Genomic DNA, 26576 nt, shown 5'->3' with positions numbered 1-26576 from the left:
CCCCGGGAGTGTCAGCCCGTTGATATAGCGTGTGCACGTCAATACGCACGTCACGCACACCGGGGGACACACCCATGACCCAACCGCCGCAGGGAGCCCCGCCCCAGCAGTCGCCGCTCCCGCAGCCGCCGTCCCGGAGCGGAGGCGTCGGCGGCCGGAAGGCCCTGGCGATCATCGGGGCCCTGGCCGTCCTCGTCGCCGTCGGGGTCGGCGTCGGCTACTACTTCCTGAGCCAGGACGGCGCGGACCGTGCCGTGGCCGGCGACTGCCTCAAGAACGACGGGGACCCGATCTTCCCCGACCTGCGCGTGGTCGACTGTGGCGACGCCGACGCCGAATACAAGGTGGTCCAGGTGCTCCACGACACGGTCGACACCGCCAGGTGCCTGGGGGTGTCGGACATCGGCTACGAGGAGCAGGCCGACAGGGCCCGGCACAAGTCCGGCAAGCGGTTCGTGCTCTGCTTCGACGGGATCAAGAAGAAGTAGGCGGCCGCATGCGGAAGTCGTAGCGGGCCGGCAGCGGGCAGTCGGTGAGGGTGGACCAGACCTCGGCGAGGGTCTCCTCGCCCTCCCGCAGGTCCGGGAGTTCGAAGCCGTCCTCGAAGACCCGGCGCGCCGCCCGCACATGCCCCTCCGCCGCGAGGAGCCGGGCCGCGAGGAGCCGGAAGCGGCCCTGTTCGCGCAGGGCGGGCCGCATCCGGTCCCAGACGGCGCGGGCCTGCGGCAGCCGGCCCGCCGCGAGGAGGGCGGCCATCGCCTCCTGGCCGAGCGCCGACTCGGCGGCCGTCCACGGCTCGCTGCCGCGGCTCTCCACGGCCAGGTCCTCGAAGGCCGCCGCGAATCCGTCGGCCGCCCTCTCCGTGTCGCCCGCCAGGGCGTCCGCCACTGCCAGGCACCGCAGCAGCGGCCACCGCGAGGGGGCCAGCGCCAGCCCGCGCTCCCAGCTGCGGACCGCCTGGGCCACGTCCCCGGCGTGCCACTGGGCCACACCCAGGTGGTACTCCGTCAGCGGGTCCGCCGGGGCCGTCTCCAGCATGTCCCGCCAGTGCGTGGCGACCAGGCTCGGCCCCGGCGGAACCACCCGGCGCGGGGTCGGCAGGACGCCCGTGCGCCAGAGCTGGAGCCACGGCTCCTGCTCCTCCCCGAGCGTGTCTTCCGCGAAGGGGGTGCCGGGCAGCTCGAAGCGCCCGCACAGCAGCTCCAGCGCGCCCCAGCCGGAGCCCTGTGCCAGCCGCTCCCCCGGCTCGGCGTCGGCGCGGCCGCGCCACGCCTCGTACGCCGCGTCCACCCGTTCCCGCGGCAGTACGGCGTCCAGCGCGCCCTCGGCCGCGCCACGGGCCGCCGCCCAGTCCGCGCCGTGCACCTGCTCCGGATCCGCCGACAGCGGCCCGTACGCCTCCAGCCAGCTGAACTCCGCCCCGCCCTCGAGCCGTACGTGCTCCAGCTGGGTCCGGGCCAGCCCGGCCTGGATCTCCGCGTAGCCACCGGTGCCCGGCTCGGTCAGCCACTCCTGCCAGCGCCGGCCACCACCGCCCGCGCCCCACACGAACAGCTTGCGCCCCCGCAGCCGCGCGGTGGAGGTCTGCACGAGCCCGTGCCCGGCGGCGTCCAGGGCGGCGATCCAGGGCCGGGCCCCGCCCCGGACCTCGTAGAAGAAGTCGGCCGGATACTCGCCGCGCAGCGGGTACGTGCGGTCCGCGCCCTCCCACTCCGGTACGGGGATGCGGCGCAGCGCGCGCTCGTAGCCGAAGTGCCAGGCCTCGTCGGCGGGGGCGAGCACCCGGGTGCCGTGGTCCTCCGGGACGGCGATGTTGGACCACCAGTACACGGGGGCGGGCCGCTCGTGCGGGTTGCGCACGCGGACGCCGACGTAGAGGAACTCCGAGTCCTCCGGCAGCCACAGGTCCACCTGGAAGGGCAGGTCGCGCAGCCGCTCCCACTCCCAGAGCCGGACCATCACGCCCCCGTCGGGGGCCGGGACGAGCGCGGCGTGCACCGGGGCGCAGGACAGGGTGGTGTGTCCGGTCGCACCGGTGTTCCACTCGATGCCGCCGGAGAACCAGGCGCCGTTGAGCGCGAAGTTGGCGGGCTGGAACACCGGGTTGCGGTAGAGGAGTTCACGGCCGGTCGGCAGGTGCACGAGCGAGTGGACGCGCCCGCCCAGGCCCGGGAGCACGGTGACCCGGAGGTGGTCGTTCTCGATGACGATCGACTCGAACTCCCGCTCCGCGCGCTCCCGTCCGTACCCGTCGCGGATCCGGACGGGCAGGAGCGAGCGCAGTGGCTCGTAGCCGATCTGGCGTGCCATGTCGCGCGGCATCCCCTGGCGCGCACGCTCGTCCAGTACGTGCGCCTCGTCGGGCGCGCGCAGGGCGGGCAGCGGGTTGTCCGAGCCCAACGGGGCTGCGGGGAGGGTCAGTACGGCGCGTCGGACGGTGGTGGCCATGAGGGAAATGGAACACGCCACGGCGGCCGGTGCACAGGGGTTCCGCGGATCACCACCGGTCAGGATTACGCAAAGGCGCCCGCGACCAGGTCGGCGAGGAGGGCGCCCGCACGTCCGTCCGGATCCAGGTCCGGGTCGTAGATCGTGACGTTGAGCCCGGCGCAGCGCGGCGAGCCCACGAGGACGGCGAGCAGTTCGGCGAGTTCGTCGGGGAGCAGGCCACCCGGGTCGGGGCTGTCCACGGCCGGCATGACGGCGGGGTCCAGCACGTCGGCGTCCAGGTGCACCCAGAACCCGGCGGTCTCCGGCGGGTGCAGTCCGTCCAGGGCGGCCCGGGCCACCGGTCCCGCGCCGCGCCGCCGGATCTCCCCGACGGTGGCGACGGAGATCCGGGCCGCGTGCAGTTCGGCCAGGTCCGGGTCGCCGTCGCGCAGCCCGAAGAGCCGTACGTCCTCGTCGCGCAGGTAGGGGCCGCGCCCTTCCAGCTCGGCGAGATCCGCCTGGCCGCGGCCGGTCGACAGGGCGAGCTCCTCGCCGCCGGCGGCGCCGACAGGTCCGTTCACGGCCTCGTTGCCGGGGTGGCGGAAGTCGGCGGAGCCGTCGATGGCGGCCAGTCCGTAGCGTCCGAGGCGGCGCATGGCGAGGGCCGCGCCGAGCTGGATGGAGCAGTCGCCGCCGAGCACGACGGGGAACTCCCCCGCCCGCAGGTGCCGTTCGATGCGGTCGGCGAGGGTGACGGTGTACGCGGCGAGGGCCTCGGCGTGGAACACGCCGTCACCCTCCCGCCAGTCGCCGCGGTCGTAGCGCGGCGGCACCACCACCCCGCCCTCGATGGCACCGAGCCGGGCCAGCAGGCCTTGCTCGCGCAGGGCCCCGGCGAGCTTGTATACGCCGGGTACGGCGCCGGGCGCGGGCGGGCGCAGTCCGAGGTTGGAGGGGGCATCGAGAAGCACGAGGGTTCGCATGCCTTCATCCTGTGCGATGCGCCCCCTCGGGGCCCGGCATTTCCCCGGAGCGGCCGCGCGACGGCTGTCAGCGCCACGGACCGCGGTCGCTCAATGTGAGTTCGGCGAATCTAGGATTCCCGCCTTTCGAGGTCACTCCAGGAGAGCCCTCTCGACTCGAGGAACTCGCTGAGATAATCCTCCGTCTCCTCGGACGTGTCCTGGTGACCCAGCCAAATCGATTCACACTCCGGGCACATGAAGAACTTCTCGCCCGTGGATTTGACTTCGTACGGGGCCAGCCAGTCCTGCTGGCAGTGACGACAGACGACCTTGCTGCTCATGGGAAGCTCCTGGGAAAGGCGGTGATGACTTCGTTTCCGTGCTCGACGGTTATCGATATATAGTCCTGCCCGAATTCATAGCCGACTTGTCTGCTCATGGGGATGATATAGGTGGTACGCGCCCCTTGGACGTTCACATTCACGGCAAGGTCTCGCTTCACCCACGCCTCGTCAACTGTTTCGAGGATGCCCTTGCTGCCCGTATCGAAGACACCGTGATCAGGCTTGGCAGGATTCGGATGCCCATGGTCCATCACATGCGTGATCCGATGCTCACCGTTCCGGCCCGGTCCGTAGTCCAGTCCCTCCCGGCTACGGAACCAGCCGTCACCCAAATCCTCCAGATCGTACGGAGAGAGGCCGAGCGGGTCGGCCCACCGATGAGGGTTCTGGACATAGGCCACCGGGTTCGCAGCAGGCGCCAGCCCTAGCGGGTCCGGGGAAAGATACCGAGCGGTTTCCGGGTCATAGGTGCGGAAATAGTTGTAATGCAGGCCCGATTCGGGATCGTAGTACTGGCCGGGAAACCGCAACGGAGTGTACGCGGAGGCATCGCGATTCCATGTGGTGCTGCCCCAGAGGGTGGATCTGGTTCGCCAGGCGATGTTGCCGTCTTCGTCCACCAGCTCGCGAGGTGCACCGATGAGGTCTGTGACGATTGCGAAGAATCGCTCATCGACCACTTCTGCGTCCGAGAGGACGCGCTCGGTCTGTGCGATAGGTATGGAGCCTTGATGGTCCCAGGTGATCGCCACTCCGGTCGACCGACTGTCTGCGGGAGCATGGGTCACTTGCTCGCACAGCACCTCGCCGTCCCAAGTGAAGACCGTCCGCTCGGCCACCTCCCGGCCGTCGGCCGTCAGCTTCTCCTTGGCGGTGCGCCGTCCGAGTCCGTCGTAGGTGTACCGCCACCGGGTGCCGGCCGGATCGGTGACCTCGGTGATCTGGTCCTCGGCGTTCCATTTGAACAGCCAAGTATCGGGCTTGCGCGACAGCCGGGTCTTCTGGCGGAGGGTGATGCGGCCGAGTCCGTCGTACTCGTACCGCACTCCACCTGCACGGACCAACCGGCCGTTGTCGTAAATGCGGGGGCCGCCGGCGTCCTGGCCGCCCGGGTGGGAATCGGGCCAGGAGGCCGACGTCTGGTTGCCGCCCACGTCGTAGGCATACCGTTCGGTCCAGTCCTCGGCGTGGACCGCCGTCACGCGGCCGAGCACGTCGAGTTCGAAGGTGCGCGGCCCGGCAAGGAGATCGTCCATGCCGGTCAGGTGTCCGTCGGCCCGGTAGGCGTAGCCGCGGCGCTGAAGAACGCGCCCGTCCCGATCGGTCAGCAACTGGCCCGTCAGCCTGCCGACCGCGTCCCGGTTGCTGACCAAGGACACCACGTCACCGTATGCGCGGCCGATCTCGCGGCCCAGGGCGTCGTGAGTGAACGAGATCGGCCGTCCGGAGGTGGTGAGCGTCTCCCGACGCCCCGCCGCATCGAACCCAGCCTCTGTGCTCGCACCGGTCGGAGTGGTTCGACCCGTACGACGGCCAGCGGCGTCATAGTCGAAGGTGAGGGTGCGGCCGTCGACGGTCTCCCGCAGGAGCCGTCCCGTGCGATCGCGCAGACGGACCAGTACCGAGTCGGCGCTGGCAGCCCTTGCCACCTTGTCGAAGATGTCGTACTCGTACGATGTCACAAAGCCTTGAGCGTCCTTGCGGACGACCTGGCCCATGGTGTCGCGCTCGTACGTGACCCGCTGTCCCAGCGCGTCGGTGCGGGCGACGAGCCGTGATGCCGCGTCGTATTCGTAGCGCAGACAGCGACCGTCGAAGTCCGTCTCCGCGACAAGCCGTCCGGCCGCGTCGTACTCGTACTCCCAGAGCAGGCCCTGCGGATTTCGCACCCCTGTCAGGCGCAGGGCGGCATCGTAGGTGTATTCATGGCGCGCACCGTCCGCGTCGGTTCGCGCGGCAAGAAGATCGAAGTGGGTGTACTCGAAGCGCGTGGATGCCGTGCCGGAACCGTCGTCCTCCGAGAGGCAGTTGCCCTCGCCGTCGTAGACCCAACGCTGCTCCCCGCCATCCGGTCCGACCTGGCGTAGCAGCTTGCCTTCGACCGACCATTCGGTGCGGGTGACACCGCCCGCGGCATCGGTGACCTCGACCGGTCGGCCGAAGCCGTCCCTCTTGCACGCGGTGGTGGCGCCCAGACGGTCTGTGACCGCTACGGTAAGACCTGCCGGATTGCAGGCGATACGGGTTACCGACCCAAGCGGATCCGTGATCGTGGTGAGGTGCCCACGATCGTTGTAGGTATACCGGGTGACGGAACCGTCCGCCCGGGTGATCGACGTCCGGTTGCCCCGGTCGTCGAAGGTCTGACGGACGACATTGCCGTCCCAGCCGACCAGCTTGACCGCGTTCCCGTGTACGTCGTACTCGGCTCGTGCCGCGCGGCCGTCCGGACGCGTGACCGAGACCAAACGTCCCTCATCGTCATAGGCGTTCTGCGTGGTCATGCCGAGCGGCCCGATCTGGGCGAGCCGACGGCCTTTGAGGTCATACGTGTTGCGGGTCTCGGCACCCAGCGGGTCGATCTCCGCGACGACTCGGCAGCGCTTGTCGATGAGGTAACGGTGGGACTGGCCGGCAGCCGTGGTCAACCGGGTCGTACGGAGACCGGTTTCGGGATCGGCCTCCCCGTACGTGATGGTCAGGGCGATGTGACCGGCTTCTCCTGCTTCCGCGACACACCGGTCGAGTTCGTCGTAGGTGTAGGCGTAGCTGCTCCCGTTGCTGTCGGTCCAGGAGGTGATCCGTGCGTGCTCGTCGTAGGTGAAACGCAACGGCAGGCCGGACGAGTTCGTGACATCGGTCAGGTTCCCGTCGGTGTAGCCGTACGAGAGGATGCGCGGCCCATCGTCGAGGTGCAGCGCAGTGATGCGACCATCGGCGGAATCGAGCCGGAGCCGGTAACCGCCGTTGTGGCTGATGCCGTTCGGAGTGCCCTGCTCGTCGTATTCGAACGTGATGAGGTTGCCGTGGCGATCCTCCAGCTCGACGATCGGCGCAATGCCGTTCACCTCGCCGTGCTCGTCTCCCGCGGTGGATCCGGCCGGCAGGCTGAAACGGCGGGAGTGGCCGGTCACCGGGTCCGTGACCGTCCAGTCACCTTCCGGCAGGCGCTCGAGCCGGCGCTGCGGCGCCGACGCGGAGACGGGTAGTACCGCAATGCCGGGCGCCACGTGCGGATAGGCGATGACAAGGCCGTCCTCGGTGACGAGAACGATGCCCTCGGGATCGATCTCCAGATGCTGGTCGATCGTGGACGACCAGGTCGGCCCGAACCAGCGTCCGGCGGTGTACCCGGATTCCGCCCGGCGGCTGAAGACGAGGGGGAGCGTACCCGGAAGGACCACGTCGGTCTGGGGGAGGTACATCCGCCCCGTCGCCAGGTCGATGGGGTCCGTCTTACCGCTCGTCTTGGTGTTGTCCGGCCGTTCCGAGTGGTGCGGACCATCCGTGTCCAGTCCGTTGCGGGCCGGGCCCTTGACATCGTCCAGGTGCTTGGTGGCGGTGGCGAGCTTCTTGGCCGCGCCGGTGCCCTTGGAGCCGATGGCTTCGGCGATGAGTTTGCCGACTCCTTCGGTGGGGTCCTTCATGAACTCGTCGAGCATCTGCTTGCCCGCGCCCACGGGGTCGTTGGCCATGACGACCAGGCCGGCGGCCGTGGAGCTCAGGTTGGTCCGGAATTCGGCGGGGTGGGACAGGTTGTACAGGTCGAACGGGTTGAGTCCGCGGGCGAAGTTGACCACGCCGGCGCCACCCTTGACGAGGCCGCCGACCAGGTGGGTGGAGGCCAGGTCGAGGTAGTCGACGCCGTCGGCGAGCTGCTCGCTGTACGAGGGCTTGCGCGGGGCGGACTCCCGGGCCGCGCGGACGGCCGCCGCGACGGTGTCGGCCTGTTCGTCGCGCTGTTTGCGGGCGCTGTTGAGCTTCTCCTTCGCGGCCTTCTCCATCTCCTTCCCGGGGTCGGGGTAGTCCTCCGACGGCCGCGGCGGCAGGTGGTCCGACTTCGCCTTCAGGGCGTCGTTGTAGGTCTTGCGGAGCTTCTCGTGCGCGTCGTAGGCGTCCTGGGAGGCCTTCAGCGCCTTGTTGTAGTCCTCCAGGGCCTCCTTGGCCTTGCCCTGGGCCCACTCGACGGTCTCGGCGAACCGGTTCATCGCATCGGCGGCCTTGCCGAACGCGTCGGCCGCGTCGAACCAGCGCGGCGGCTCCTTCGCGACGGACTCGCGGAAGGCAGTGGCGGCCGCGCCCTTGAGCCCGTCGGGCTCGGCCAGGTTCTTCAGGCCGTTGCCGACGGACTCGAAGGCCTTCTTGAAGTCGTTCAGATGGGCGACCTGTTCGCGGATCTTGGCAGTGCTGCCGTAGACCAGCCGCTTCGGGTCGTCGGTCTGCCCGAGTTCGAGCTCGCCGACCTCCGCGCCGAGCTGGTTCGCGGCGGAGCGGCTCTTGTCCCGCAGCCAGTTGCCCGCGTCGTGCGCGCCGACCTCGTCGGCCAAGCCTGCGGCCTTGTCGCCGCCCCACTCGACGAAGTCACCGATGTCCTCCGCCCGGTCCTCGGCCCAGTCCTCCGCCGAGTCCGGTACCCAATCCCGCCAGCCCATCTAGCCCTTTCCCCCGTTGCTCACGCCGGACTGGTCCAGCAGGTCCATCAGCGAACCGATCTTGCCGTTCGAGGTCACCGTGTCCTTGGTGTCCGACCACGTCTGCTTGATGTCCTTGGCGCCCTTCTCGAACGACTCGTCGCTGTAGTCCGGCTTGTAGACGTCAGCGCGGAAGATGTCGCCCCACTTCTTCTTCTCGATCTCGTCCTCGCTCGCGAACGGATTTCCGTACGCGGCGTTCGCGGCGACCTTGAAGGCGCCCTCGATGTACTGGTCCTCCTCCCACATCGTCCCCGCCGCGATCCCCAGGTTCGCGGCCAGCGTCGACGCGTCCTGGATCAGGGCGCGCACACCCCACTCCCAGCGCTCGCAGAAGTCCTCGAAGTCGGCCGCCAGTCCGGCGTGTCCGGTCTCCATCCCCGTCATCGACAGGTTCTCGAAGCCGGCGCCCTGCGAGGCGCCCGCCGCGTCCCCGGACTCGCGGAGCTCGGATATCGCGGCCCGCAGGCCGGACTGGATCGCCGCGACCGCTTGTGGGGAGACCTCGAGGTCGCCGTCGCCCGCCATCAGGCCACCGCTCCGCGGTCGCTGTCGCTGTCGCTGTCGCTGTCGCTGTCGGCACCCTGGCGCAGGTCGACGGCGAAGGCATCCGGGACGATCCCGGCCACCGGCGGGAACAGCATCGATCCGTCACCGTCCGCAACGTCGACGGCAACTCCCGTCGGACCGTCCGACATCGGCACGACCGCATCCAGCAGCCGGGCGCCGAGCATCGCCAGGTACGGCCAGTCCCGGCTGCCCTCTCCCCGCGCTTGTGCAAAGCGGACGAGGGCCTCCTCGTCCGTGAACGCGTACAGCCAGCGGATCCCGCCCGACACCGCCGACATCAGACCACCGGCGGCAACAAAGGGACGTTCGGCATCCGCATCGACGTCGGTCGTGGTGAGCGGCACGAGGAGGGCAGTGCGGCGGAACTCCCCCACCAAGCGCGCCGGATCCCCCCGGCCTTCACGGCAACTGGCTATCCGTTCGGTCAGTCCCATGGCGCCGTGTTCCCTCCGCATGATGCACACGCAAAGGACGAACAATATCTTGATCGCACAACCCGATCGACACCGCCGCCGGACGGTGGCACCATCACCGCGTGATCACGGACGAGACGACGAAGACGACGATCCTCCGCCGGGCCGCGGTGAACAACGCAGCGTGGTGTGACGCGGTTTGCCGTGCGCACGGGCTGACGCCCGGCCACGACGGCGAGCGCCTGTGGTTCAGCACACGGCGGACTCCGCCGATGTATCCCGATGCCGTGACCCTGGAACCGGCCCTGCCGGCCGGGAGCGTGGTCCGGGGCGTCGACACCGCCTCCCCCGGCTGCTCCGTGAAGGACAGCTTCGCCGACCTGGACCTGACCGGGGCGGGCTTCGAGGTGTTGTTCGAGGCGCAGTGGATCCATCGGCCCGCCGGGGCGCCGCTCCCCGAGGCCGAGGGGGAAGCGGCGGGGCTGGAGTGGTCCGAGGTCTCGGGTGCCGGGGAGCTGGTGGCCTGGGAGGCCGCCTTCGGCGGCGGGGAAAGCGCCGAAGGCGACGGGCTGTTCCGGCCCGGCCTGCTCGGCGAGGGGATCGTCTTCCTGGCCGGGCGCGCCGACGGCAGGATCGTCGCCGGGGCCGTCGCGAGCACCGGCGGGGGCGTGGTCGGCGTGTCCAACCTGTTCGGGGCCGCCTGGGCGGGTGTCCTCGGTGCGGTCTGCGCCCGGTGGCCGGAGCTGGACGTGGTCGGCTACGAGCGCGGGGAGGACCTGGAGGCGGCGATCCGGTGCGGCTTCGCCCCCATCGGCCCGCTGCGGGTCTGGCTTTTTGGCCCAGTGATCAACTTCGGGTGAGACTGACGCCGTGACATCGCATCAGACAAGCCGACTCATCGGCGCCCTATTCGGACTCGTCTTCGTCGTGGCGAATGCCGGAGCCCTGCCCACGGCCGCCGCCGTTCCCCTGCGCCTCCTCGCGATCGCCTCCTTCATCTGGCTGTTCATCGCACTGCGGCGGGCACGTACGTCCCCGGCCGGCGGCGTGGGCGGCGACACCCGCCCCGGTACGGCGCCGAGGATGTTCGGGCGGGGCTACGTCCTCGTGGTGGCCGCCGAGGTGGCCGCCGCGCTGGCCGGCGTCCTCGTCATCAACCTCGTGCTGCACGTCCCCCAGGCCACGGTGGCCTGGATCTCCCTGGTCGTCGGCCTGCACTTCTCCGGTCTTGCGGTCGTCTGGCGCATGCCGGCGCTCCGGCTGCTGGCGGCCACGATGGCCGCCTGCGGCGCCGCCGGTCTGGTCCTGGCCGCCTGCGGGGCCTCCCTCGCCGTCATCGCGGCCGTCGCGGGCATCGCCCCCGGCGTCCTGCTGCTCGGCTCCGTCTGGTGGAGCCTGCGCACCCCCTAGGCTCCCAGTACGACACCTGGGAGAACAACCTCCTCGCCGAGTCCCACATCCGGTACGGGGGATTTGGCGGGCTCTCGCTACGGCATGTCTCCGATACCTACATCGCGCTGTTCAGCCACTTCATCCCGTGCGGGGTATGGGAGGCGGTGTATCTGTTCGAGGGGCTGCTGAAGAACGAGTCCGAGGTGACCGTCGACATCGTGCACGGTGACTTCTGTCATCTGTGCGTCCGACACCGCGGACTGGACGAGGAACCGCACGTGGAATGCCTCCTCGGCCGCGGCGCTGATCCGCTCCGGGCTGTGCCGGGCCGCCCGCCCCTTCTCCGGGAGGCCGGCGGCCCAGTGGGCGGGGTTGCCGCAGACGGGGGCGGCGTGGTTCCGCGCGGACATGAAGGAGACCGCGCCGCCCAGCAGCTGGCCCTCGGCGGTGCCGTCGCCCGCGACGGTCAGCAGCACACGGGCGTAACCGTAGAGCCAGCAGCCGACGGCTGACGCCGTCGGCTGCCTTGGGCCGGTTCCAGAGGCTGGTGCTGACGGGGATCTACTCGGTGTGCAGCACCGAGGCGATGGTCATCCGGGCCGCCGACCGGGCCGGGACCAGGGCGCCGAGGACTGCGATCGCTACACCCGCCAGGAGCATCGCGGCCAGCTGCGGCGCGTGCCACACGTCCTTCATATACGCGGGGAAGTCGACCACCCCGACATGGTCCACGACGAGGCGGTGCGCCACGATCCCGAGCGGGATGCCGAGCAGCGCGCCGACCGCGCCCAGCCCGGCGACCGAGGTCACCGTCATCACCACCACCTGCCGGGGGGTCATCCCGATCGACTTGAGCATGCCCAGGTCCCGGCGCCGCTCGCGGGTGTTCAGCAGGACGGTGTTGAAGACACCGAGCGACGCGACGAGCGTCAGCAGCACCGTGAACACCGTCGAGAAGGTGATGACGGTGGCGGTGCCGGCGTTGCCGGAGTCCATCACCGAGGCGTGCAGGCCCGGGTCGAGCGCCGCGACCGCCTCGGCGTAGGCGCGCGCGTCGGCGCCGGGGGCGAGCCGCACCGTGTACTCGGTGGCGTGGGCGTCCGGTGCGAGTTGGGCGAAACTGTCCCAAGCGGCCTCCAGGGCCCGGGCGTTGCCCTCTATGAGCTGACCCACGACGGTCGCGGTGATCTTCCTGCCGTTCAGCTCCAGGGTGACCCGGTCACCGAGCTTCAGCCCGCGCTGAGTCAGGAACGCCGGCCCGGCCACGATCTCGCCCGCCGCGGCCGGCGCACGGCCCTTGACGATGGTGTGCTCGTACAAGGAATCGTCGCCACGGTAGAAGTCGGCGAAGACGGGCTGGGTCTGCCCGGTCATGTTCACCTGGGACAGCGCGCGGGCCCGTACCCCCTCCGCACCCGGCAGGGACCGCAGCCGTTTCTCGATCTGCAGGTCACTGAGCCGGGGCGGGGTCCGGTCGTTGCCGGACCCCCCGGTCGTCACGTGGATCCTGGCGCCTCGGTCCTCCCGCCCGACCTCGCCGTACGCCATCATGGTGCTGGTCAGTCCGGTCGACAGGGTCACCGTGGTGACCCCGAGGACGATGGCCGCCATGGTCAGCAGGGTGCGGCTGGGGCGGGCGAACGGCTGGCCCAGGCCCAGACTGACCGGGCGCGGCAGCCGGGTGGCGCCGAGCACCCGTTGGACGCGCAGCCCGCGCCCGGCCCGCGGCGCGCCGCCCGCGCTGATCGCCTGCGCGGCGGGTAGCCGGTGGGCTCGCAGGGCGGGGACCAGCGCGGCCAGCAGGACGAGGGCGGGCATGCCCACGAGGCAGGCCACGGACACCCACGGGCTGATGTCGCCGACCGAGGCCCGGCCCACGTCGATGCCGGCGAACGCGACCTTCAGGATCGGCCGGGCCAGCGCGTTGCCGGCCAGAGTGCCCAGCAAGCAGCCCACCACCGCCGGTACGGAGAGCATCGTCAGGTAGACGGCGACGACCTGGTTCGGGGTGAACCCCAGGGACTTGAGCACCCCGATGTGCCGGTACCCCGAGACGACCGCCCCGCTGACCACGTTGCCGACGATCAGGGTGGAGACGAGCAGGCCGAGGATGCCGAAGAGCGTCATGAACGGGAGGTAGGAGTCGGCCAGCGCGGAGAAGGCCTGCTTGAGGGTGAGGTAGGTCTGTGCGCCGGTCAGCGATTCCTCGGGCAGCCCTGCGGTGGCCCCGGCCAGCCCGGCGCTCAGCTGGGCCTCCGTCGAGGAGTCCGTGAAGCGGTAGAGCATCTGGGCGGAGGACGGGTGCAGTGCGGCCATCTGCCCGGGTGAGACCCAGGCGCTCGCCGACTTGCTCATGCTGGCGGCGAATCCGACGACGGTCAGCGTCGCTCCGCCGGGGGTCTCCAGCTTGGTGCCCAGCAGCTCCGGGCCGGGGGAGCCTTGGACGGACCAGTTGACGACGATCTCGCCGGGCGCGGTGGCCCAGTGGCCTTCCAGCAGCTCGATCCGGTCCACGGGGCCCGCCGGATCGGCCCGGCCCACCACCGTGAGGGTGCCGCCCGGCATCCAGAGCCAGTCCTTGGGGATGTCGACGACGGCCTGCCCGAAGGGCCCGGCCGCGGCCTCCACCCCAGGCTGCCGGGCGGTCCGCGCCAGCTGCTCCTGCGAGACCTTCGTGGTGTCGAAAGTCGCCACCGTATGGGCACCGCGCTGTTCGGCGTACGCCTTCTCGAAGGGGCCCGAGGCGGCGGCAAGCAGCCCCAGCGCGAGCAGGACGGTCGTGGTGGAGCAGAGCACGACGAGCCCGATGACGAAGGTCTGCAGCCGACGGCGCTTCACGGCCGCGCGCGAGGCTCTCCATACGGCGCTCACGCGGTCGCCTCCAGCGTGCTTTCGCGGGCGACCCGGCCGTCGGCGACTTCGATGAGCCGGCTGGCGCAGCGGGTGGCCAGCTGCGGGTCGTGGGTGACGATCAACAGGGTCTGGCCGATCTGGTTGAGGTCGATCAGCAGGTCCATCACCTGCTCGCCCGACCGGCTGTCGAGGGCGCCGGTCGGCTCGTCGGCAAGGAGCAGGGCCGGGCGGTTCATCAATGCCCGTGCTACGGCGACGCGTTGACGCTCGCCGCCGCTGAGCGTCGCCGGATAGTTGTTCCGGCGCTCGGCGACACCGAGTTCGTCCAGGAGCTCCAGGGCACGGCGGCGCGCCTGCCGGGCCGGGGTGCCGGTCAGCTGCGCGGCCAGCGCCACATTGTCCAGGACGGGCAGATCGTCGATGAGGTTGAAGAACTGGAAGATCATGCCGACGTTCCGCCGCCGGAACAGCGCCAAGCCGGTCTCGTTCAGCTTCCCGAGGTCGTGGCCCTGCACCTCGACCGTGCCCGAGGTCGGCCGGTCCAGGCCGGCCACCATGTTGAGCAAGGTGGACTTCCCGCAGCCGGAGGGGCCCATCACGGCGACCGCGTCGCCCGCCCGGATCTCCAGCGAAAGGCCGTCCAGGGCCTTCGCGTCGCCGTACTCCTTGTGCACGCCGTCCAGCCGCACCACCACTTGCCGGGCACTGTCGTGATCAGTTGTCATGGCTCGAACTTAGGCCGGGGCCGATGACGGGGCGTCACCCCCCGGATGTATCCGTCCGGGCAGGTCATCCCGGGGATGTACAGAGCTGCATCCGGCGGCCGATGCGGGGCGCGTCGTGCACCTGCGAAGATGATCTGGTGGAATCCTGGACGATCTGGCTGGTCATCGCCCTGCTGGCGGCAGTTGGCGCCGCCGGGTGGCTGGGCGTGGTGGCGGTGCGGGCGCGGCGGCGGCACCGGGCGGCCATCGAGGAGCGCGGCTGGCTGCTGGAGCGGGAGCGCGAGAGCGCGACGCGGGCGGCGGTCGACGCCGAGCGGGCCAGGATCGCCGCCGAGCTCCACGACATCGTCAGCCACAACGTGAGCCTCATGGTGGTCCAGGCCGGGGCCGCTCGCGAGGTGCTGGCCACGATGCCCGAGGAGGCGGCGGCGGCGATGAGCGCCGTCGAGACCGCGGGCCGGAACACGATGACCGAGCTGCGGCACCTGCTCGGCCTGCTCGCACCCGCGCAGAACGGCGACGACGAGCCCTACGACATCGACCTGTCACCGCAGCCGAGCCTGAGCCGGCTCGGCCCGCTGGTCGACCGGATCGCCTTTGCCGGCCTGCCCGTCGAGATGCGCATCTCGGGCGAGCCGCGCCCGCTGCCGACCGGGGTCGACGTCACCGCCTATCGGATCATTCAGGAGGCTCTGACCAATGCCCTCAAACACGGGGATGGAGCGAAAGCCGAGGTGACGGTGCGATACGCGGACCACTACCTGCGGGTCGAGGTGCTGAACAGCGGACCGAGCGTTCTGTCGGGCAGCCGGCCCGCGCGGAAGGAGCTGGCCCCGCGCAGGGCGGACGGAACAGGACGCGGGCTGCTCGGCCTGCGGGAGCGGGTCGCCGTCTACGGCGGCGACCTGGATGCCCGCCGTCGCCTCGGCGGCGGCTACCGCGTCCGCGCCCGGATCCCGCTGGACCGGCCATGACGACGCACACCGAGCGCGCCCCGCGCGTCGTGATCGCCGACGACCAGGAGCTGGTCCGCACCGGCTTCCGCCTGATCCTGACCGCCCGCGGCGTCGACGTGGTGGGCGAAGCCGGTGACGGGGCCGAGGCCGTGGCCGCCGTGCGGAGGCTGCAGCCTGACGTCGTCCTGATGGACATCCGTATGCCCACCATGGACGGCCTGGAAGCCGCCCGCAGCATACTCGCGCAGTCCCCGGACTGCCGGGTGATCATGCTGACCACCTTCGACCTCGACCACTACGTCTACGCCGCCCTCGCCGCCGGAGCCAGCGGATTCCTGCTCAAGGACGTCACCCCCGCGCATCTGGCCGCCGCCGTACGCCTGGTCAACACCGGTGACGCCCTACTCGCACCCTCCATTACCCGCCGCCTGGTGGAGCGCTTCGCCTCCAACGCCCCCAGAACCGTTTCGCGCCTCGCAACCCCGGCCGTCCACCGAGACCTGGCCGTACTGACGCCGCGCGAGCGCGAGGTGCTGACGCTTATGGGCCGGGGTCTTTCGAATACCGAACTGGCGCAAAAACTGACGCTCAGTGAGGCGACGGTGAAGACCCACGTCGCCCGGATCTTCGCCAAACTGACCCTGCGCGACCGGGCCCAGGCCGTCGTCCTCGCCTACGAGACAGGACTCGTCTCACCGGGCGAGTCCGCTGACACCACCGATCCCTGCCGATAGCCCGCAATGTGGAGATCAAGTACAAATCAGCCAGAGCATGCAGTTTGGTGTCACATGAGGTGACAACGGCTCGGCTCGGTGCCCTGTTCGGAAACGGTCGTCTACGGAACATGATCAACACTAGGCGACGCGCCGTCGAAATCACGTTCCAACCGGCCCGAGCTCCGCACCGCGCTCAAGGGGCCCCGCAAGGGCGACGAGTTCACCATCACCAAACTCGACCGGCTCGGCCGCTCCATCCGCCACCTGTAGGAGATCGCCGACTCGCTCGCGGAGCGCGACGTCCGGTTCGAACAGGCCCCCATCCCCGCACAGCTGCCGCCGCTGCCCGACGACTCCACATTCACCGACCTCGGCCCGGCCGCCCATCTCCAGGGCCTGGCCGACCTGCTCAGCGCAGGCGCCAAGGCGGATCAAGAAGAGAACTGACCGCCGTCATGCCTGTTGCCTATTTCTGCCGTACTCCGGCTGGCCTCCTGGTGGGGGTTGCGGCCGACAGCCACGGAGATCCCGAGGGTCGGCGCCTTGGAGAGGTGGAGATCGAACCGACGCCTTTCCCCCTCACCTCCCAGCCAGACCAGATTCGCGCCCAGCACCCGCTGGAGGCCGTACGTGGTGGATCGCCACGGCAGGCCGGGTGCGGGGCGCAGACGTGCGGTGACGGCTCTGCCGTCGAAACCCACTCGCGCGCGAGCCGTCTGCGCCACGCGGGCGGTCCCGTCGAAGTCCTGCACCACCTGTCGTCTCCTCGTCTCCCTGTACGACGCCTCGGCAGCCGGCGTGGGCGGCGCCGCTGTCCTCATCTCCGGCGGTCGGCGGCCCGGAGCAGTGACTCGTCGGCGATGGCGGCCACCGCGGCCGGCTCCACCCGGGCCAGGACCTCGATGACCGAGGGCCAGTCACCCCGCTCCAGTGCCGGTACGACCAGTCGGCGCGCATCGGGGTCCTGAGCGTGGACTGCCACGACGGCCAGGGCCCGTGCCCGCCAGGTGGACCGGTGGATCGAGTAGGCCACCGCCTCGGCCTGGCCCGTCGATCCCGCCAGGGCCAGGGCGGAAACGACTTCGGCCAGCACCTCCGCACAGAGTTCCGGATCGCCGAGCGTACGGGCGAGGGCCTCTGCCCGCTCGAGGTCGCCTGCCCCCGCCAACCCCTCGGCCACGACCGCCCGCGCTTCGTGGCGCAGCGCGGGCGTGCGGATCGACCGGGTCCAGGCCTCGGCCCGGTCGGCCGCACCCACTCGGGCCCACGCCTCGCCCACCGCGAGGACAGCTGCGGCATCCACCAGTTGCTCGCCGTCCGTGACCAGCTCGCCCACCGTGTTGATCATGTCTACGTCGCCCGCACGAGCGGCGGCATCCGCGACCGCCGCCAGGGCTCCGGCCCGGTGACCGGGGTCCTCGATGGAGCGTGCCAGACGCAGGGCACGGACGCGGTCGCCGTACTGCGCACATGCCCGCGCAGCCGCCGCCGTCGCCACGGCCCGGTGGGCCTTGTCGCGCACCGACTTCAACAAGGCCTCTGCCCGCTCGTGTTCTCCGACACCGGCCACTGTCCGGAGCAGGGGCTGCAGCGTCGGGGTGTCGCTCAGCGGACTCGTCTTCGACCGGGACTCGTCCCGCCCCGCCCGGAGCGCTGTCCGGGCGGCGCTCTCACGCCGTGCCACCCCTTCGAGCCGCTCGATCCATGCGAGGGTCCTGTCGCGATCGCCGACGGCTGCGGCCGCGCGGATCAGGACGGGTATGGCGGGCGCTGTCCACTCGTCGTGCCCCGTCTCGACCTGCTCTGCCCGGTCGAGGAATTCGAGCGTCCACGGGTGATCGCCGGAATCGGCCGCGGCCTGCGCCAGCATGGCCCAGGCGAGCAGACGGGCATGCGGGTAAGGAATCGTTTCCGCAAGAGCCCGGGCCTGTTCGTGCTCGCCGTTCCGGGCGCGGACCTGCGCGAGCATCCCTGCCGCCTCGGCCCGCGAAGGCCTATGCTCCATCGCTTCGACCAGCACCAGGGCGGCGGTGTGATCGCCGCCGGCGGCGGTTTCGCGTACGACGGCGAGCCACGCCGGCGCTTGCTCAGCGGGTCCGTGAAGCAGGCGGACGACGTCCAACGCCCGCTGAAGGTCCGGCACACGAGCCAGCACCGCTGCCAAGTCGACCACATCAGCAGGGCGTTCGCGGCCAGCCGGGCGAACCCCCGCGGCAGCGCGAGCGAGAGTGGCCAGGTCCGCGGCGCACGGCGAGGAGCGGGCGATTCCCGCATCCGCCGCAGGGCCGGATCCCATGCCCGCCGCCCTGACCACTGCCCTCATGACCCGCACGTCCCGGCTGACCACGCGCCCCCCGCCACTTCCCGGTGACCACCGGGCCCCATGCTACGGCGGAGACGGCGCGCCCCGTTTCCCGCCGTAGCATCAGGTGTCCCGTCGACCCCCGGTCGCCTAGGGGGCCAGGTCCAGCTGCGGCACGTCGGTGCGTTCGATGCCGAAGACCTGCGCGTACAGCGACAGTTCGGCCTCCAGCGCGCGGATCATGGTGTCGGCCCGCCGGAAGCCGTGGCCCTCGCCCTCGAAGGTCACGTACGCGTGCGGTACCGGCCGGCCCCGCAGGGCGTCGAGCAGCCGCTCCGCCTGGGCCGGCGGGCAGACCGGGTCCTCCAGTCCCTGGAGGAGGACGAACGGCGCCGTGATCCCCTCGGCACGGGCCACCGGGGAACGCTCGCGGTTGAGTACGGCCAGGGTCTGCGGCGGCCCGGCCAGGCTCTCGACGTAGCGGGATTCCAGGTCGTGGGTCTCCCCGGCGAACCCCAGCAGGTCCAGCACCGGGTAGATGATCGCGGCGCACGCGTACAGGTCGGTGGCCGCCAGCGAGGCCGCCGCCGTCCAGCCGCCCGCGCTGCCGCCCCGGATCGCGAGCCGGGCGGGGTCGGCGGTGCCCTCGGCGGCCAGCGCGCGGGCGACCGCCGCGCAGTCCTCCACGTCCACCACGCCCCACTGCTCGCGCAGCCGCTCCCGGTAGGCGCGGCCGTAGCCGGTGGACCCGCCGTAGTTCACCTCGGCCACGCCGATGCCGCGCGAGGTGAAGTAGGCGATGTGCAGGTCGAGTACGGGCGGCACATGGTCGGTGGGTCCGCCGTGCGCCCAGATCACGTACGGGGGCAGTTCGTCGGCGGCGGCCCGGCAGGCCGGGTGGTGCGGCGGGTAGACGTGCGCGTGGATGCGGCGGTTGTCGGGGCCGAGGAAGGTGCGGCTCTGCGGCTCCGGGTAGTAGGCCGGGTCCACGGGGTCCGGGCGCTGTCCGCCGACCGCACGGGCGTGCCCGGTGGCGGTGTCCAGCTCGACCACCTCGTACGCGCTGCGCGGGCTGGCGGCGACCCCGTAGACCCGGGTGCCGTGCACGGCGAGGGTCGGCTGCCAGGCGGTCCACGGCCCGGCGGCGTCCACCAGGTCGCCGCTCTCCGGGTCGAGGACGCCGAGCACGGGGGAGCCCTGCCCGTGCAGGACGGCGACGAGCCCGGCCCCCGGGCCCGCCGGGTGCGGGGTGTCTCCGGGGAGCGGTGCGAGCCAGCGCAGCCCCGGCTTCCACAGCGGGCCGCCGAACTCCTCCTCCCGCGGGCAGAGGTTGATCGCCCAGCCGGTCCGCGGGTCGACGCTGTACGGGTTCCACCAGCCGCCGCGGTCGCTGACCGCGAGGAGGGTCCCCTCGGCCGTCCACTCGACCTGGGCGACGGCCTCGTCGGGGCCCCCGAGCACGGTCCGGGCGTGGGCGAGCTCCCCGTCCCCGGTGACCTCGGCCACCCTCAGCTCGGTACCGTCCCACGGCATCTGCGGGTGGTCCCACGCGAGCCAGGCGGCCCGCCGGCCGTCCGGGGAGAGCCGGGGCCCGGTGGTGAACCGGTACCGGTCGTGCGTCAGCTCCCGCACCGCGCCGCGGTTCCCGGCCGCCGAGCCGTCCAGCGGTACGGCGGCCAGTACCCGGCGCACATCGGTCGGCGCGGGTCCGGTGAACTCCTCCAGCACGCACCACACTTCGCCGCCGCGCAGCACCGGGTCGGCCCAGCGCAGCCCGCCGCCGGTCCGGGAGACCGGGGTCAGGGGCCGCGGCTCGGGGCCTCCGGGGGCGTCGGGCTCGTACGCGTACAGCCGCTGGTCGGCGAAGTGGACGAAGACCAGTAGGGGTCCGCCGGCGGGCCGTTCCATCCCGGCCCAGGGCAGGCCTCCGTACTCGGTGACGCGGCTGCGCACGTTCCACGGGGCGGGCAGTTCGGTGATATCGGGCTCGCCGTCGGCGAGGCGGCGGCGCACCAGGGTGCGGCGGCCGGCTTCCTCGGGCCGGGGTTCGGTCCACCACACCTCGGGTCCGACCGTGCCGAGGTACTCGGGCCGCCCGTCGAGGGAGGCGGCGAGGCCCGCGTCGATGGGTGAGGGCCAGCTGCCGTAGGGCCGGGTCGCCGCCGTCATCACCGGGCCCCGCTCACAGGGTCCGCAGTGCGCGGTCGAGGACGCGGACGCCGAAGTGCAGGGCTTCGACGGGCACCCGCTCGTCCACTCCGTGGAAGAGGGCCCAGTAGTCGAAGCCGGGCGGCAGCTTCAGCGGGGAGAAGCCGTAGCCGGTGATGCCGAGGCGGGAGAACTGCTTGGCGTCGGTGCCGCCCGCCATGCAGAAGGGGACCACGTGTCCGGCCGGGTCGAACCGCTCGACGGACTCGCGCAGGATCCCGAACGTCCGGCCGTCCACAGGGGCCTGGAGGGCGACCTCCCGGTGGTGGAACTCCCACCGCACGTCGGGGCCGGTGAGGGCGTCGAGGGTGGCGGCGAACTCGGCCTCGCCGCCGGGCACGGTCCGGCCGTCGACGTAGGCGGTGGCGTGCTCGGGGATGACGTTGAGCTTGTAACCGGCGCTGAGCATGGTCGGGTTGGCGCTGTTGCGCACGGTGGCGCGGACCAGGGCGCCGGCCGGTCCGAGTGCGCCCAGGAGCTCGTCGACGTCGAGGCCCGGCCGCCGGGGGTCCACCGACAGGCCCTGCAGGGAGGCGAGTTCGGTGATGCAGGCGGTGACGGTGTCGGTGAGCCGGACCGGCCATTCGTACTCGCCGATCCGCGCGACGGCGGCGGCGAGCCGGCTGACGGCGTTGGCCCTGTTGGGCTTGGAGCCGTGGCCGGCGGTGCCGTGCGCGGTCAGCTTCAGCCAGGCGGTGCCCCGCTCCCCCGCCGCGATCGGGTAGAGGGCGCGGCCGCCGGGGCCGCCGTGCACGGTGAAGGCCCCGGACTCGCTGACGCCCTCGGTGCAGCCTTCGAAGAGGTGCGGGTGGCGGGCGGCGAGGAAGCCGGAGCCGTCGACGGCGCTGTCCTCCTCGTCGGCGGTGTAAGCGAGCACGATGTCCCGGCGCGGCTTGACTCCGGCGCGCGCCCAGGCCCGTACGACGGCCAGCACCATCGCGTCCATGTTCTTCATGTCGACGGCGCCGCGCCCCCAGACCACGCCGTCCCGCACCTCGCCGGAGAAGGGGTCCACGCTCCAGTCGGCGGCCTCGGCCGGGACCACGTCGAGGTGGCCGTGGACGAGGAGGGCCTCGGCGGAGGGGTCGGTGCCCTCGATCCGGGCGACCACGTTGGTGCGGCCGGGGGTGCGCTCCAGCAGGAGCGGCTCCAGGCCGGCGGCGGCGAGCCGCTCGGCGACGTACTCGGCGGCGGGGCGTTCGCGGCAGTCGCCGCCGCCCCGGTTGGTGGTGTCGATCCGGATGAGGCCGGAGGTGAACTCGACAGCCTCGCCGAGAGCCACCTCGTCGACCACGTCCACCACGCCCACCACGCTCGCCGTGCCCGCCCCGCCCGCGGTGTCCACCGGGTCCGCGGTGTCGACGGCGCCGGCGCCCGCGCCCGCGGGGATCTCGGCGTTGATTGCGCACATGTCAGCCATACTGCTCCTCCACGGCCGCCGAGACGACCGTCGTGACCGCTTTGAAGGCCCGGATCCCCTCGTACATGGTTTCGCTGGTGTACGCGACCTTGCGCTCCCCGGACCGTTCCACGCCGGGGACCACCGTCGCGGACATGGCCAGGTGCGCGGCGTCGAACTCCAGCTCCACGGTGAAGGGGCCGCCGCGGACCGGATCGTGGCGCACGGCCAGGGCGGTGGCCTCCTTGGCCGCGGCCCGGATGTCGGCGGCGGTACGGGCCGGGGTGCGGCACACGGCGGCGTAGCGCGAGACGTGGTCCTTGACGGCGACGGTCGCGGCTCCGGGGGCGTATCCGGCGGCGTCGACGCAGGTGAGGTCGTCACCGGTGACCAGGATGACGGGGACCCCGTACTCGGCGACGACGTGTGCGTTGAGCAGCCCCTCGCTGGCGCGCGTCCCGTTGACCCAGACTCCGGTGATGGAGTTGGCGAGGTAGGTGTGGGCGAGGACCCCCTCGGAGCCGGCTCCGGTGTGGTAGCCGACGAAGGCGATCCCGTCGACGTCGCCGTGCTGGACGCCCTCGACCATGGAGAGGGTCTTGTGGCGGCCGGTGATCATTTCGGCGCGGGCGTCGAGCTTCTCCAGGAGCAGGTTGCGCATGGTCCAGTGCGCCTCGTTGATGAGGACCTGGTCGGCTCCGCCGTCGTAGAAACCGAGTACGGCGGCGTTGACGTCGGAGGTGAACATCGCGCGGCAGCGTTCCCACTGCGGGGTTCCGGGCAGCACGTCCGCGGGCCAGGTGACGCCGGTGGCGCCTTCCATGTCGGCGGAGATGAGGATCTTCATCGGGCCCCCGGGCGGTCGGTTGCGCTCAGGGGGCCACCCTAGCCGCCGGGGCCCCCGGTGGCCGTGGGGCTCACGCTCCGGCGCGGCGCGCGGTGGGTGACCCTCGGCACGCGGCCCCTCGGCACGCGGCCCGTCGGCACCCGACGCCTCGGCCCCGGCCGCCGGCCCGTCGGCCCGGGGGCTGAGGCCCTTCGGCCCGGGAGCTGCGGCCCGCGGACGCGCCCGGTTCACCCGATCCGGTGAGGCCGCTGTCCCGGCCTCACCGTCAACGCCGTTGCTCAGCGCTCCACTTCGGTGGCCAGGTTCTCCAGCACGGAGTCGTAGATCCGGCCGAGGCCCTTGGGCGCGAAGGTCCGCTCGAAGAAGCCGCCGATGCCGCCGGCGCCGTTCCAGACGGTGGTGACCACGGCCTTGGACTTGCCCTCACCGGCCGGGGTGACCCGCCAGGTGGTGACCATGGAGGAGTTGCGGTCCTTCTCCACCAGCTCGCCGTCGGTGGGCTCGCTGACCTCCAGCAGGCAGTCGCGCACGCGCTTGCTGGTGGCCTGGAGCTTCCAGTGCACCAGGGTGCCCTCGCCGTCGCCGCCCTCGCGCACCTCGTACTCGCTGAAGTGCTCGGGCAGCAGCTTCTTGCGGGTCCCGGTGTAGTCCGCCAGCGCGTCGAACACGGTCTCCGCGTCAGCCGCGATGATCCGCTCCGTGGTGGCCTCGACCTGCGCCATAGCTGTTCCTCCAGCAGTTGTGATCGCTCGTCACGGCGAAGCCAACCACCTTCGGGGCGGTGACCCAAATCCGGATCGGACGTGGCAGCGGAGGCGGACCGGGAGGGTGTCCCCGGGCAGCTCCTCCAGCCACCTGGTCGTGACGGTGGCCGGGGCCCGGCCTCGCGGCCCCGGCGCGATCGAAGGAAATCCGGTCCGCACGATCATGGGAACATTTGTTCTATTCTCGGGCCCCGAGCTACCGAGGGAGGCGCATCATGCGCTGGGAGAACCTGACCGAGGGGTCCGCGGGGCCGGCCGCGCTCTTCGGGGCCGACGCCGTCGTGACCCGGACCATCGACGCCCCCGAGTTCCGGGGGATCACCTTCCACGAGGTACGCGCCCGGTCGATCGTCAACCGGGTGCCCGGCGCCTCGCGCATGCCGTTCGAATGGACCGTGAACCCCTACAGGGGTTGCAGCCACGCCTGCGTGTACTGCTTCGCCCGCAAGACGCACAGCTACCTCGACCTCGACACCGGCATCGGCTTCGACTCGCAGATCGTCGTCAAGACCAACGCCCCCGACCTGCTGCGCCGCGAGCTCACCTCGCCCCGCTGGACCGGCGCGCACATCGCCATGGGCACCAACGTCGACTGCTACCAGCGCGCCGAGGGCCGCTACCGGCTCATGCCCGGGATCATCGAGGCCCTGCGCGACCGTGCCAACCCCTTCTCGATCCTCACCAAGGGCACGCTCATCCTGCGCGACCTCCCCCTGCTCCGGGAGGCCGCCGAGGTCACCGAGGTCGGCATCTCGGTCTCGGTCGGCTTCACCGACACCGGGCTCTGGCGGACCGTCGAGCCCGGCACCCCCTCCCCCGCCGCCCGGCTGGGCGCCGTACGGACGCTCACCGACGCCGGGATCGAGTGCGGGGTGCTGATGGCCCCGGTGATCCCCTTCCTCGGGGACTCGCCGGAGCAGCTGCGGGCGACCGTACGGGCCGTGGCCGGGGCCGGCGCGACCTCCGTGACACCCCTGGTACTCCATCTGCGGCCCGGGGCGCGCGAGTGGTTCATGGCCTGGCTGGCCGCCCACCACTCCCACCTGGTCCCCCGGTACGAGCGGATGTACGCGGGCGGGTCGTACGCGCCCACCTGGTACCAGCGCCGGATCACCCGCCAAGTCCACGAACTGGCGGCCGAATTCGGCATCGGCCCGGCCCGCCGGGGCGAGGTCCGCAAGATCGTCGCACCTGAGCGTCCGGACGGCTCCGCGCCCGCCGAAGCCACGCAGCTCAGCCTCCTGTGACGGCAGGCGCCGCCTGAACGGTCATCACATCGGGCCAATCGGCGGCCCAATCCCGCCTTCCAGGCGTGGTTTCCGGGACGATTCCGCCCAGAACCCTCGGCTGGGAGGCCCCATGCTCCACCCCTTGAAGAAGCGCGCCGCTGTCCTGCTGTCGATCTCCACCGTTGCCGCCACCGTCGCCGCCGCCCTCGCGAGCCCGGTCACGGCCGCGCCCGCCGCCCCGGCCGATCCCGCCGCCCCGGCGCGGGCCGCGCTGCGCTGGAGCGGCTGCTCCACTCCGCGGTACCCCACGCTGCAGTGCGCGTCCCTCAAGGTGCCCCTCGACCACGCACGGCCGGACGGCCGGCAGATCACCCTCGCCCTGACCCGGGTCCCCCACACCGGCCCCACCTCCCAGGGTCCGCTGCTGGTCAACCCCGGCGGGCCGGGCGGCAGCGGCCGCAGCCTGGCCGGTTACATCGCCTCCGCCCTGCCCAAGGAGGTGGCCGCCCAGTACGACGTGATCGGCTTCGACCCCCGGGGCGTCGGCAAGAGCGAGCCCGCCCTGGACTGCGCGGCCGGGCACTTCAAGCCCGCCCGGCCGGACTCCGTCCCCATGGACGAGGCCACCGAGCAGGCCAACCTGGACCGGGTGCGCTCCTTCGCCGAGTCCTGCGGGGCCAAGCACGCGGACGTGCTGCCGTACATCGACACCGTCTCGGCCGCCCGGGACATCGAGGCGCTGCGGGGCGCCCTGGGCGCGGAGCGGATCAGCTACTTCGGCTACTCGTACGGGACCTACCTGGGGGCGGTGTACGCCAAGCTCCACCCGGGCCGCGTGCACCGGCTCGTCCTGGACTCCGTGGTCGACCCGGGCGGGGTCTGGTACGAGGACAACCTCGCCCAGGACCTCGCCTTCGACGCCCGCCACAAGGCCTTCCTCGCCTGGGTGGCCCGGTACGACGCCACCTACAAGCTCGGCACCGACCCGGCCTCGGTCGAGGAGGCCTGGTACGCGATGCGCGACGCGCTGCGCGAGAGTCCGGCGGGAGGCAAGGTGGGCCCGGCGGAGCTGGAGGACACCTTCATGCCGGGCGGGTACTACAACGGCTACTGGCCGCACCTGGCCGAGGCCTTCGCCGCGTACGCGGTGGCCAAGGACCCGAAGCCGCTGGTGGCCGCCTACGAGCGGTTCGGCGCGGTGGAGCCCTCCGCGGGCAACGGCTACAGCGTCTACACGGCGGTCCAGTGCCGGGACTCGGCCTGGCCGAAGGACTGGAACCAGTGGCGCGCGGACATGTGGCGCACCCACACCAAGGCGCCGTTCATGACCTGGAACAACGCCTGGTACAACGCCCCCTGTGCTTTCTGGCCGACGGAACCGCTGCAGGCGCCGGACGTGACCAACGCGGATCTCCCGCCCGCCCTCCTGCTCCAGGCGACGGACGACGCGGCGACCCCCTTCGAGGGGGCGCTCAGCATGCGGGAGAAGCTGTCCGGTTCGGCCCTGGTGGTGGAGGAGGGCGGCGGCAACCACGGCATCGCCCTGAGCGGCAACAAGTGCCTGGACGAGAAGGTCTCGGCCTATCTGACGACGGGCAGGGCCGCGGACGCCACCTGTCCCGCCCAGGCGGCCCCGAAGCCGACCACGGCGACCCGCGCCGTGCCCGCCTCCGCGGGCGGCGCGGCCCTGCACGGCCTGCTCGGCTTCCGGGGGTAGGCCTCGAATCGCAGCCTTTTATGCCCTTTTGACCTGATTCCGTCCGTCCCGTCCC

At 71.7% G+C, this 26576-nt stretch carries 20 protein-coding genes and 3 pseudogenes; 9 read left to right on the top strand and 14 right to left on the bottom strand.

Annotated elements, in window-relative coordinates:
• Positions 1-74: 74 nt before the first annotated feature.
• The gene (locus ACZ573_RS05110) at positions 75-488 is read left to right on the top strand and encodes an LppU/SCO3897 family protein (protein WP_471299191.1); all 414 of its coding nucleotides are present in this window, start codon (positions 75-77) and stop codon (positions 486-488) included.
• Here ACZ573_RS05110 and ACZ573_RS05105 read toward each other — a convergent pair.
• From ACZ573_RS05105 to ACZ573_RS05080, 6 genes are all read right to left on the bottom strand, one after another.
• On the bottom strand, positions 475-2448 hold the full coding sequence (locus ACZ573_RS05105; protein ID WP_471299188.1) for a DUF5107 domain-containing protein: 1974 nt from the start codon (positions 2446-2448) through the stop codon (positions 475-477). The genes ACZ573_RS05110 and ACZ573_RS05105 overlap by 14 nt on opposite strands.
• 65 nt (positions 2449-2513) lie before the next feature.
• The gene (locus ACZ573_RS05100; protein WP_471299186.1) at positions 2514-3413 is read right to left on the bottom strand and encodes an arginase family protein; all 900 of its coding nucleotides are present in this window, start codon (positions 3411-3413) and stop codon (positions 2514-2516) included.
• A gap of 110 nt (positions 3414-3523) precedes the next feature.
• Complete coding sequence (locus ACZ573_RS05095; RefSeq protein ID WP_471299183.1) at positions 3524-3736, bottom strand: hypothetical protein; 213 nt, start codon at positions 3734-3736, stop codon at positions 3524-3526.
• On the bottom strand, positions 3733-8391 hold the full coding sequence (locus ACZ573_RS05090) for a putative T7SS-secreted protein (protein WP_471299180.1): 4659 nt from the start codon (positions 8389-8391) through the stop codon (positions 3733-3735). Before ACZ573_RS05090 ends, ACZ573_RS05095 begins: the two co-directional genes overlap by 4 nt.
• A complete protein-coding gene (locus ACZ573_RS05085) occupies positions 8392-8958 on the bottom strand; it encodes a hypothetical protein (protein WP_471299178.1) in 567 nt (188 codons plus the stop codon).
• Positions 8958-9434, bottom strand: coding sequence for an SseB family protein (locus ACZ573_RS05080; protein ID WP_471299177.1), 477 nt, complete (start codon positions 9432-9434; stop codon positions 8958-8960). Before ACZ573_RS05080 ends, ACZ573_RS05085 begins: the two co-directional genes overlap by 1 nt.
• 101 nt (positions 9435-9535) lie before the next feature.
• Between ACZ573_RS05080 and ACZ573_RS05075 the strand changes: the two genes are divergently transcribed.
• The 3 genes and pseudogenes from ACZ573_RS05075 to ACZ573_RS05065 form a co-directional block, all read left to right on the top strand.
• Positions 9536-10273, top strand: a complete 738-nt coding sequence (locus ACZ573_RS05075) for a hypothetical protein (RefSeq protein ID WP_471299174.1) — start codon at positions 9536-9538, stop codon at positions 10271-10273.
• 10 nt (positions 10274-10283) lie between these two features.
• Entirely contained in the window at positions 10284-10823 is a 540-nt protein-coding gene (locus tag ACZ573_RS05070) for a hypothetical protein (RefSeq protein ID WP_471299172.1), read from the top strand.
• Positions 10823-11035, top strand: a pseudogene (locus tag ACZ573_RS05065) (Tn3 family transposase); the annotation flags it as partial. The gene ACZ573_RS05070 and the pseudogene ACZ573_RS05065, both read left to right, overlap by 1 nt.
• On the opposite strand, the pseudogene ACZ573_RS05060 reads toward ACZ573_RS05065, so the two are convergent.
• From ACZ573_RS05060 to ACZ573_RS05050, 3 genes and pseudogenes are all read right to left on the bottom strand, one after another.
• Positions 11015-11305, bottom strand: a pseudogene (locus ACZ573_RS05060) (ATP-grasp peptide maturase system methyltransferase); the annotation flags it as partial. The pseudogenes ACZ573_RS05065 and ACZ573_RS05060 overlap by 21 nt on opposite strands.
• Before the next feature lie 61 nt (positions 11306-11366).
• Positions 11367-13676, bottom strand: a complete 2310-nt coding sequence (locus ACZ573_RS05055) for an FtsX-like permease family protein (protein WP_471299169.1) — start codon at positions 13674-13676, stop codon at positions 11367-11369.
• Entirely contained in the window at positions 13673-14383 is a 711-nt protein-coding gene (locus ACZ573_RS05050; RefSeq protein ID WP_471299166.1) for an ABC transporter ATP-binding protein, read from the bottom strand. The genes ACZ573_RS05055 and ACZ573_RS05050 overlap by 4 nt, the downstream gene beginning before the upstream one ends.
• Before the next feature lie 137 nt (positions 14384-14520).
• Here ACZ573_RS05050 and ACZ573_RS05045 point away from each other — a divergent pair, with 137 nt between their 5' ends.
• The 3 genes and pseudogenes from ACZ573_RS05045 to ACZ573_RS05035 form a co-directional block, all read left to right on the top strand.
• Complete coding sequence (locus tag ACZ573_RS05045) at positions 14521-15357, top strand: sensor histidine kinase (RefSeq protein ID WP_471299164.1); 837 nt, start codon at positions 14521-14523, stop codon at positions 15355-15357.
• Positions 15354-16073 (top strand): response regulator, encoded by a 720-nt coding sequence (locus ACZ573_RS05040; protein ID WP_471299161.1) that lies wholly within the window; start codon positions 15354-15356, stop codon positions 16071-16073. Before ACZ573_RS05045 ends, ACZ573_RS05040 begins: the two co-directional genes overlap by 4 nt.
• A gap of 153 nt (positions 16074-16226) precedes the next feature.
• A pseudogene (locus tag ACZ573_RS05035) lies at positions 16227-16325 on the top strand (recombinase family protein); the annotation flags it as partial.
• A gap of 547 nt (positions 16326-16872) precedes the next feature.
• Here ACZ573_RS05035 and ACZ573_RS05030 read toward each other — a convergent pair.
• The 5 genes from ACZ573_RS05030 to ACZ573_RS05010 form a co-directional block, all read right to left on the bottom strand.
• Positions 16873-18198: a hypothetical protein gene (locus tag ACZ573_RS05030; protein WP_471299158.1), complete on the bottom strand. Its 1326-nt coding sequence runs from the start codon at positions 18196-18198 to the stop codon at positions 16873-16875.
• A gap of 309 nt (positions 18199-18507) precedes the next feature.
• Positions 18508-20526, bottom strand: coding sequence for a S9 family peptidase (locus tag ACZ573_RS05025; RefSeq protein WP_471299155.1), 2019 nt, complete (start codon positions 20524-20526; stop codon positions 18508-18510).
• A gap of 13 nt (positions 20527-20539) precedes the next feature.
• The gene (locus ACZ573_RS05020; protein ID WP_471299152.1) at positions 20540-21976 is read right to left on the bottom strand and encodes a M20/M25/M40 family metallo-hydrolase; all 1437 of its coding nucleotides are present in this window, start codon (positions 21974-21976) and stop codon (positions 20540-20542) included.
• A 1-nt stretch (position 21977) separates the two neighbouring features.
• Positions 21978-22811, bottom strand: coding sequence for a M55 family metallopeptidase (locus ACZ573_RS05015; RefSeq protein WP_189740868.1), 834 nt, complete (start codon positions 22809-22811; stop codon positions 21978-21980).
• Between the two features lie 278 nt (positions 22812-23089).
• Positions 23090-23533 (bottom strand): SRPBCC family protein, encoded by a 444-nt coding sequence (locus ACZ573_RS05010; RefSeq protein WP_033220130.1) that lies wholly within the window; start codon positions 23531-23533, stop codon positions 23090-23092.
• Between the two features lie 257 nt (positions 23534-23790).
• Here ACZ573_RS05010 and ACZ573_RS05005 point away from each other — a divergent pair, with 257 nt between their 5' ends.
• Both ACZ573_RS05005 and ACZ573_RS05000 read left to right on the top strand, forming a co-directional pair.
• Positions 23791-24822 (top strand): Rv2578c family radical SAM protein, encoded by a 1032-nt coding sequence (locus ACZ573_RS05005; RefSeq protein WP_471299149.1) that lies wholly within the window; start codon positions 23791-23793, stop codon positions 24820-24822.
• A gap of 112 nt (positions 24823-24934) precedes the next feature.
• Positions 24935-26521, top strand: coding sequence for an alpha/beta hydrolase (locus tag ACZ573_RS05000; protein ID WP_471299146.1), 1587 nt, complete (start codon positions 24935-24937; stop codon positions 26519-26521).
• Positions 26522-26576: the final 55 nt, after the last annotated feature.

The sequence above is a fragment of the Streptomyces sp. NPDC040545 genome, from assembly GCF_055595065.1.
Note: the sequence above shows the minus strand (reverse complement) of the source record. Positions and strands in the feature narration are given on the sequence as shown.

Coding starts and splice junctions, on each gene's coding strand:
- ACZ573_RS05110 (WP_471299191.1), top strand. CDS start 75: ATGACCCAACCGCCGCAGGGAGCCCCGCCCCAGCAGTCGCCGCTCCCG.
- ACZ573_RS05105 (WP_471299188.1), bottom strand. CDS start 2,448: ATGGCCACCACCGTCCGACGCGCCGTACTGACCCTCCCCGCAGCCCCG.
- ACZ573_RS05100 (WP_471299186.1), bottom strand. CDS start 3,413: ATGCGAACCCTCGTGCTTCTCGATGCCCCCTCCAACCTCGGACTGCGC.
- ACZ573_RS05095 (WP_471299183.1), bottom strand. CDS start 3,736: ATGAGCAGCAAGGTCGTCTGTCGTCACTGCCAGCAGGACTGGCTGGCC.
- ACZ573_RS05090 (WP_471299180.1), bottom strand. CDS start 8,391: ATGGGCTGGCGGGATTGGGTACCGGACTCGGCGGAGGACTGGGCCGAG.
- ACZ573_RS05085 (WP_471299178.1), bottom strand. CDS start 8,958: ATGGCGGGCGACGGCGACCTCGAGGTCTCCCCACAAGCGGTCGCGGCG.
- ACZ573_RS05080 (WP_471299177.1), bottom strand. CDS start 9,434: ATGGGACTGACCGAACGGATAGCCAGTTGCCGTGAAGGCCGGGGGGAT.
- ACZ573_RS05050 (WP_471299166.1), bottom strand. CDS start 14,383: ATGACAACTGATCACGACAGTGCCCGGCAAGTGGTGGTGCGGCTGGAC.
- ACZ573_RS05040 (WP_471299161.1), top strand. CDS start 15,354: ATGACGACGCACACCGAGCGCGCCCCGCGCGTCGTGATCGCCGACGAC.
- ACZ573_RS05025 (WP_471299155.1), bottom strand. CDS start 20,526: ATGACGGCGGCGACCCGGCCCTACGGCAGCTGGCCCTCACCCATCGAC.
- ACZ573_RS05020 (WP_471299152.1), bottom strand. CDS start 21,976: ATGTGCGCAATCAACGCCGAGATCCCCGCGGGCGCGGGCGCCGGCGCC.
- ACZ573_RS05015 (WP_189740868.1), bottom strand. CDS start 22,811: ATGAAGATCCTCATCTCCGCCGACATGGAAGGCGCCACCGGCGTCACC.
- ACZ573_RS05010 (WP_033220130.1), bottom strand. CDS start 23,533: ATGGCGCAGGTCGAGGCCACCACGGAGCGGATCATCGCGGCTGACGCG.
- ACZ573_RS05005 (WP_471299149.1), top strand. CDS start 23,791: ATGCGCTGGGAGAACCTGACCGAGGGGTCCGCGGGGCCGGCCGCGCTC.
- ACZ573_RS05000 (WP_471299146.1), top strand. CDS start 24,935: ATGCTCCACCCCTTGAAGAAGCGCGCCGCTGTCCTGCTGTCGATCTCC.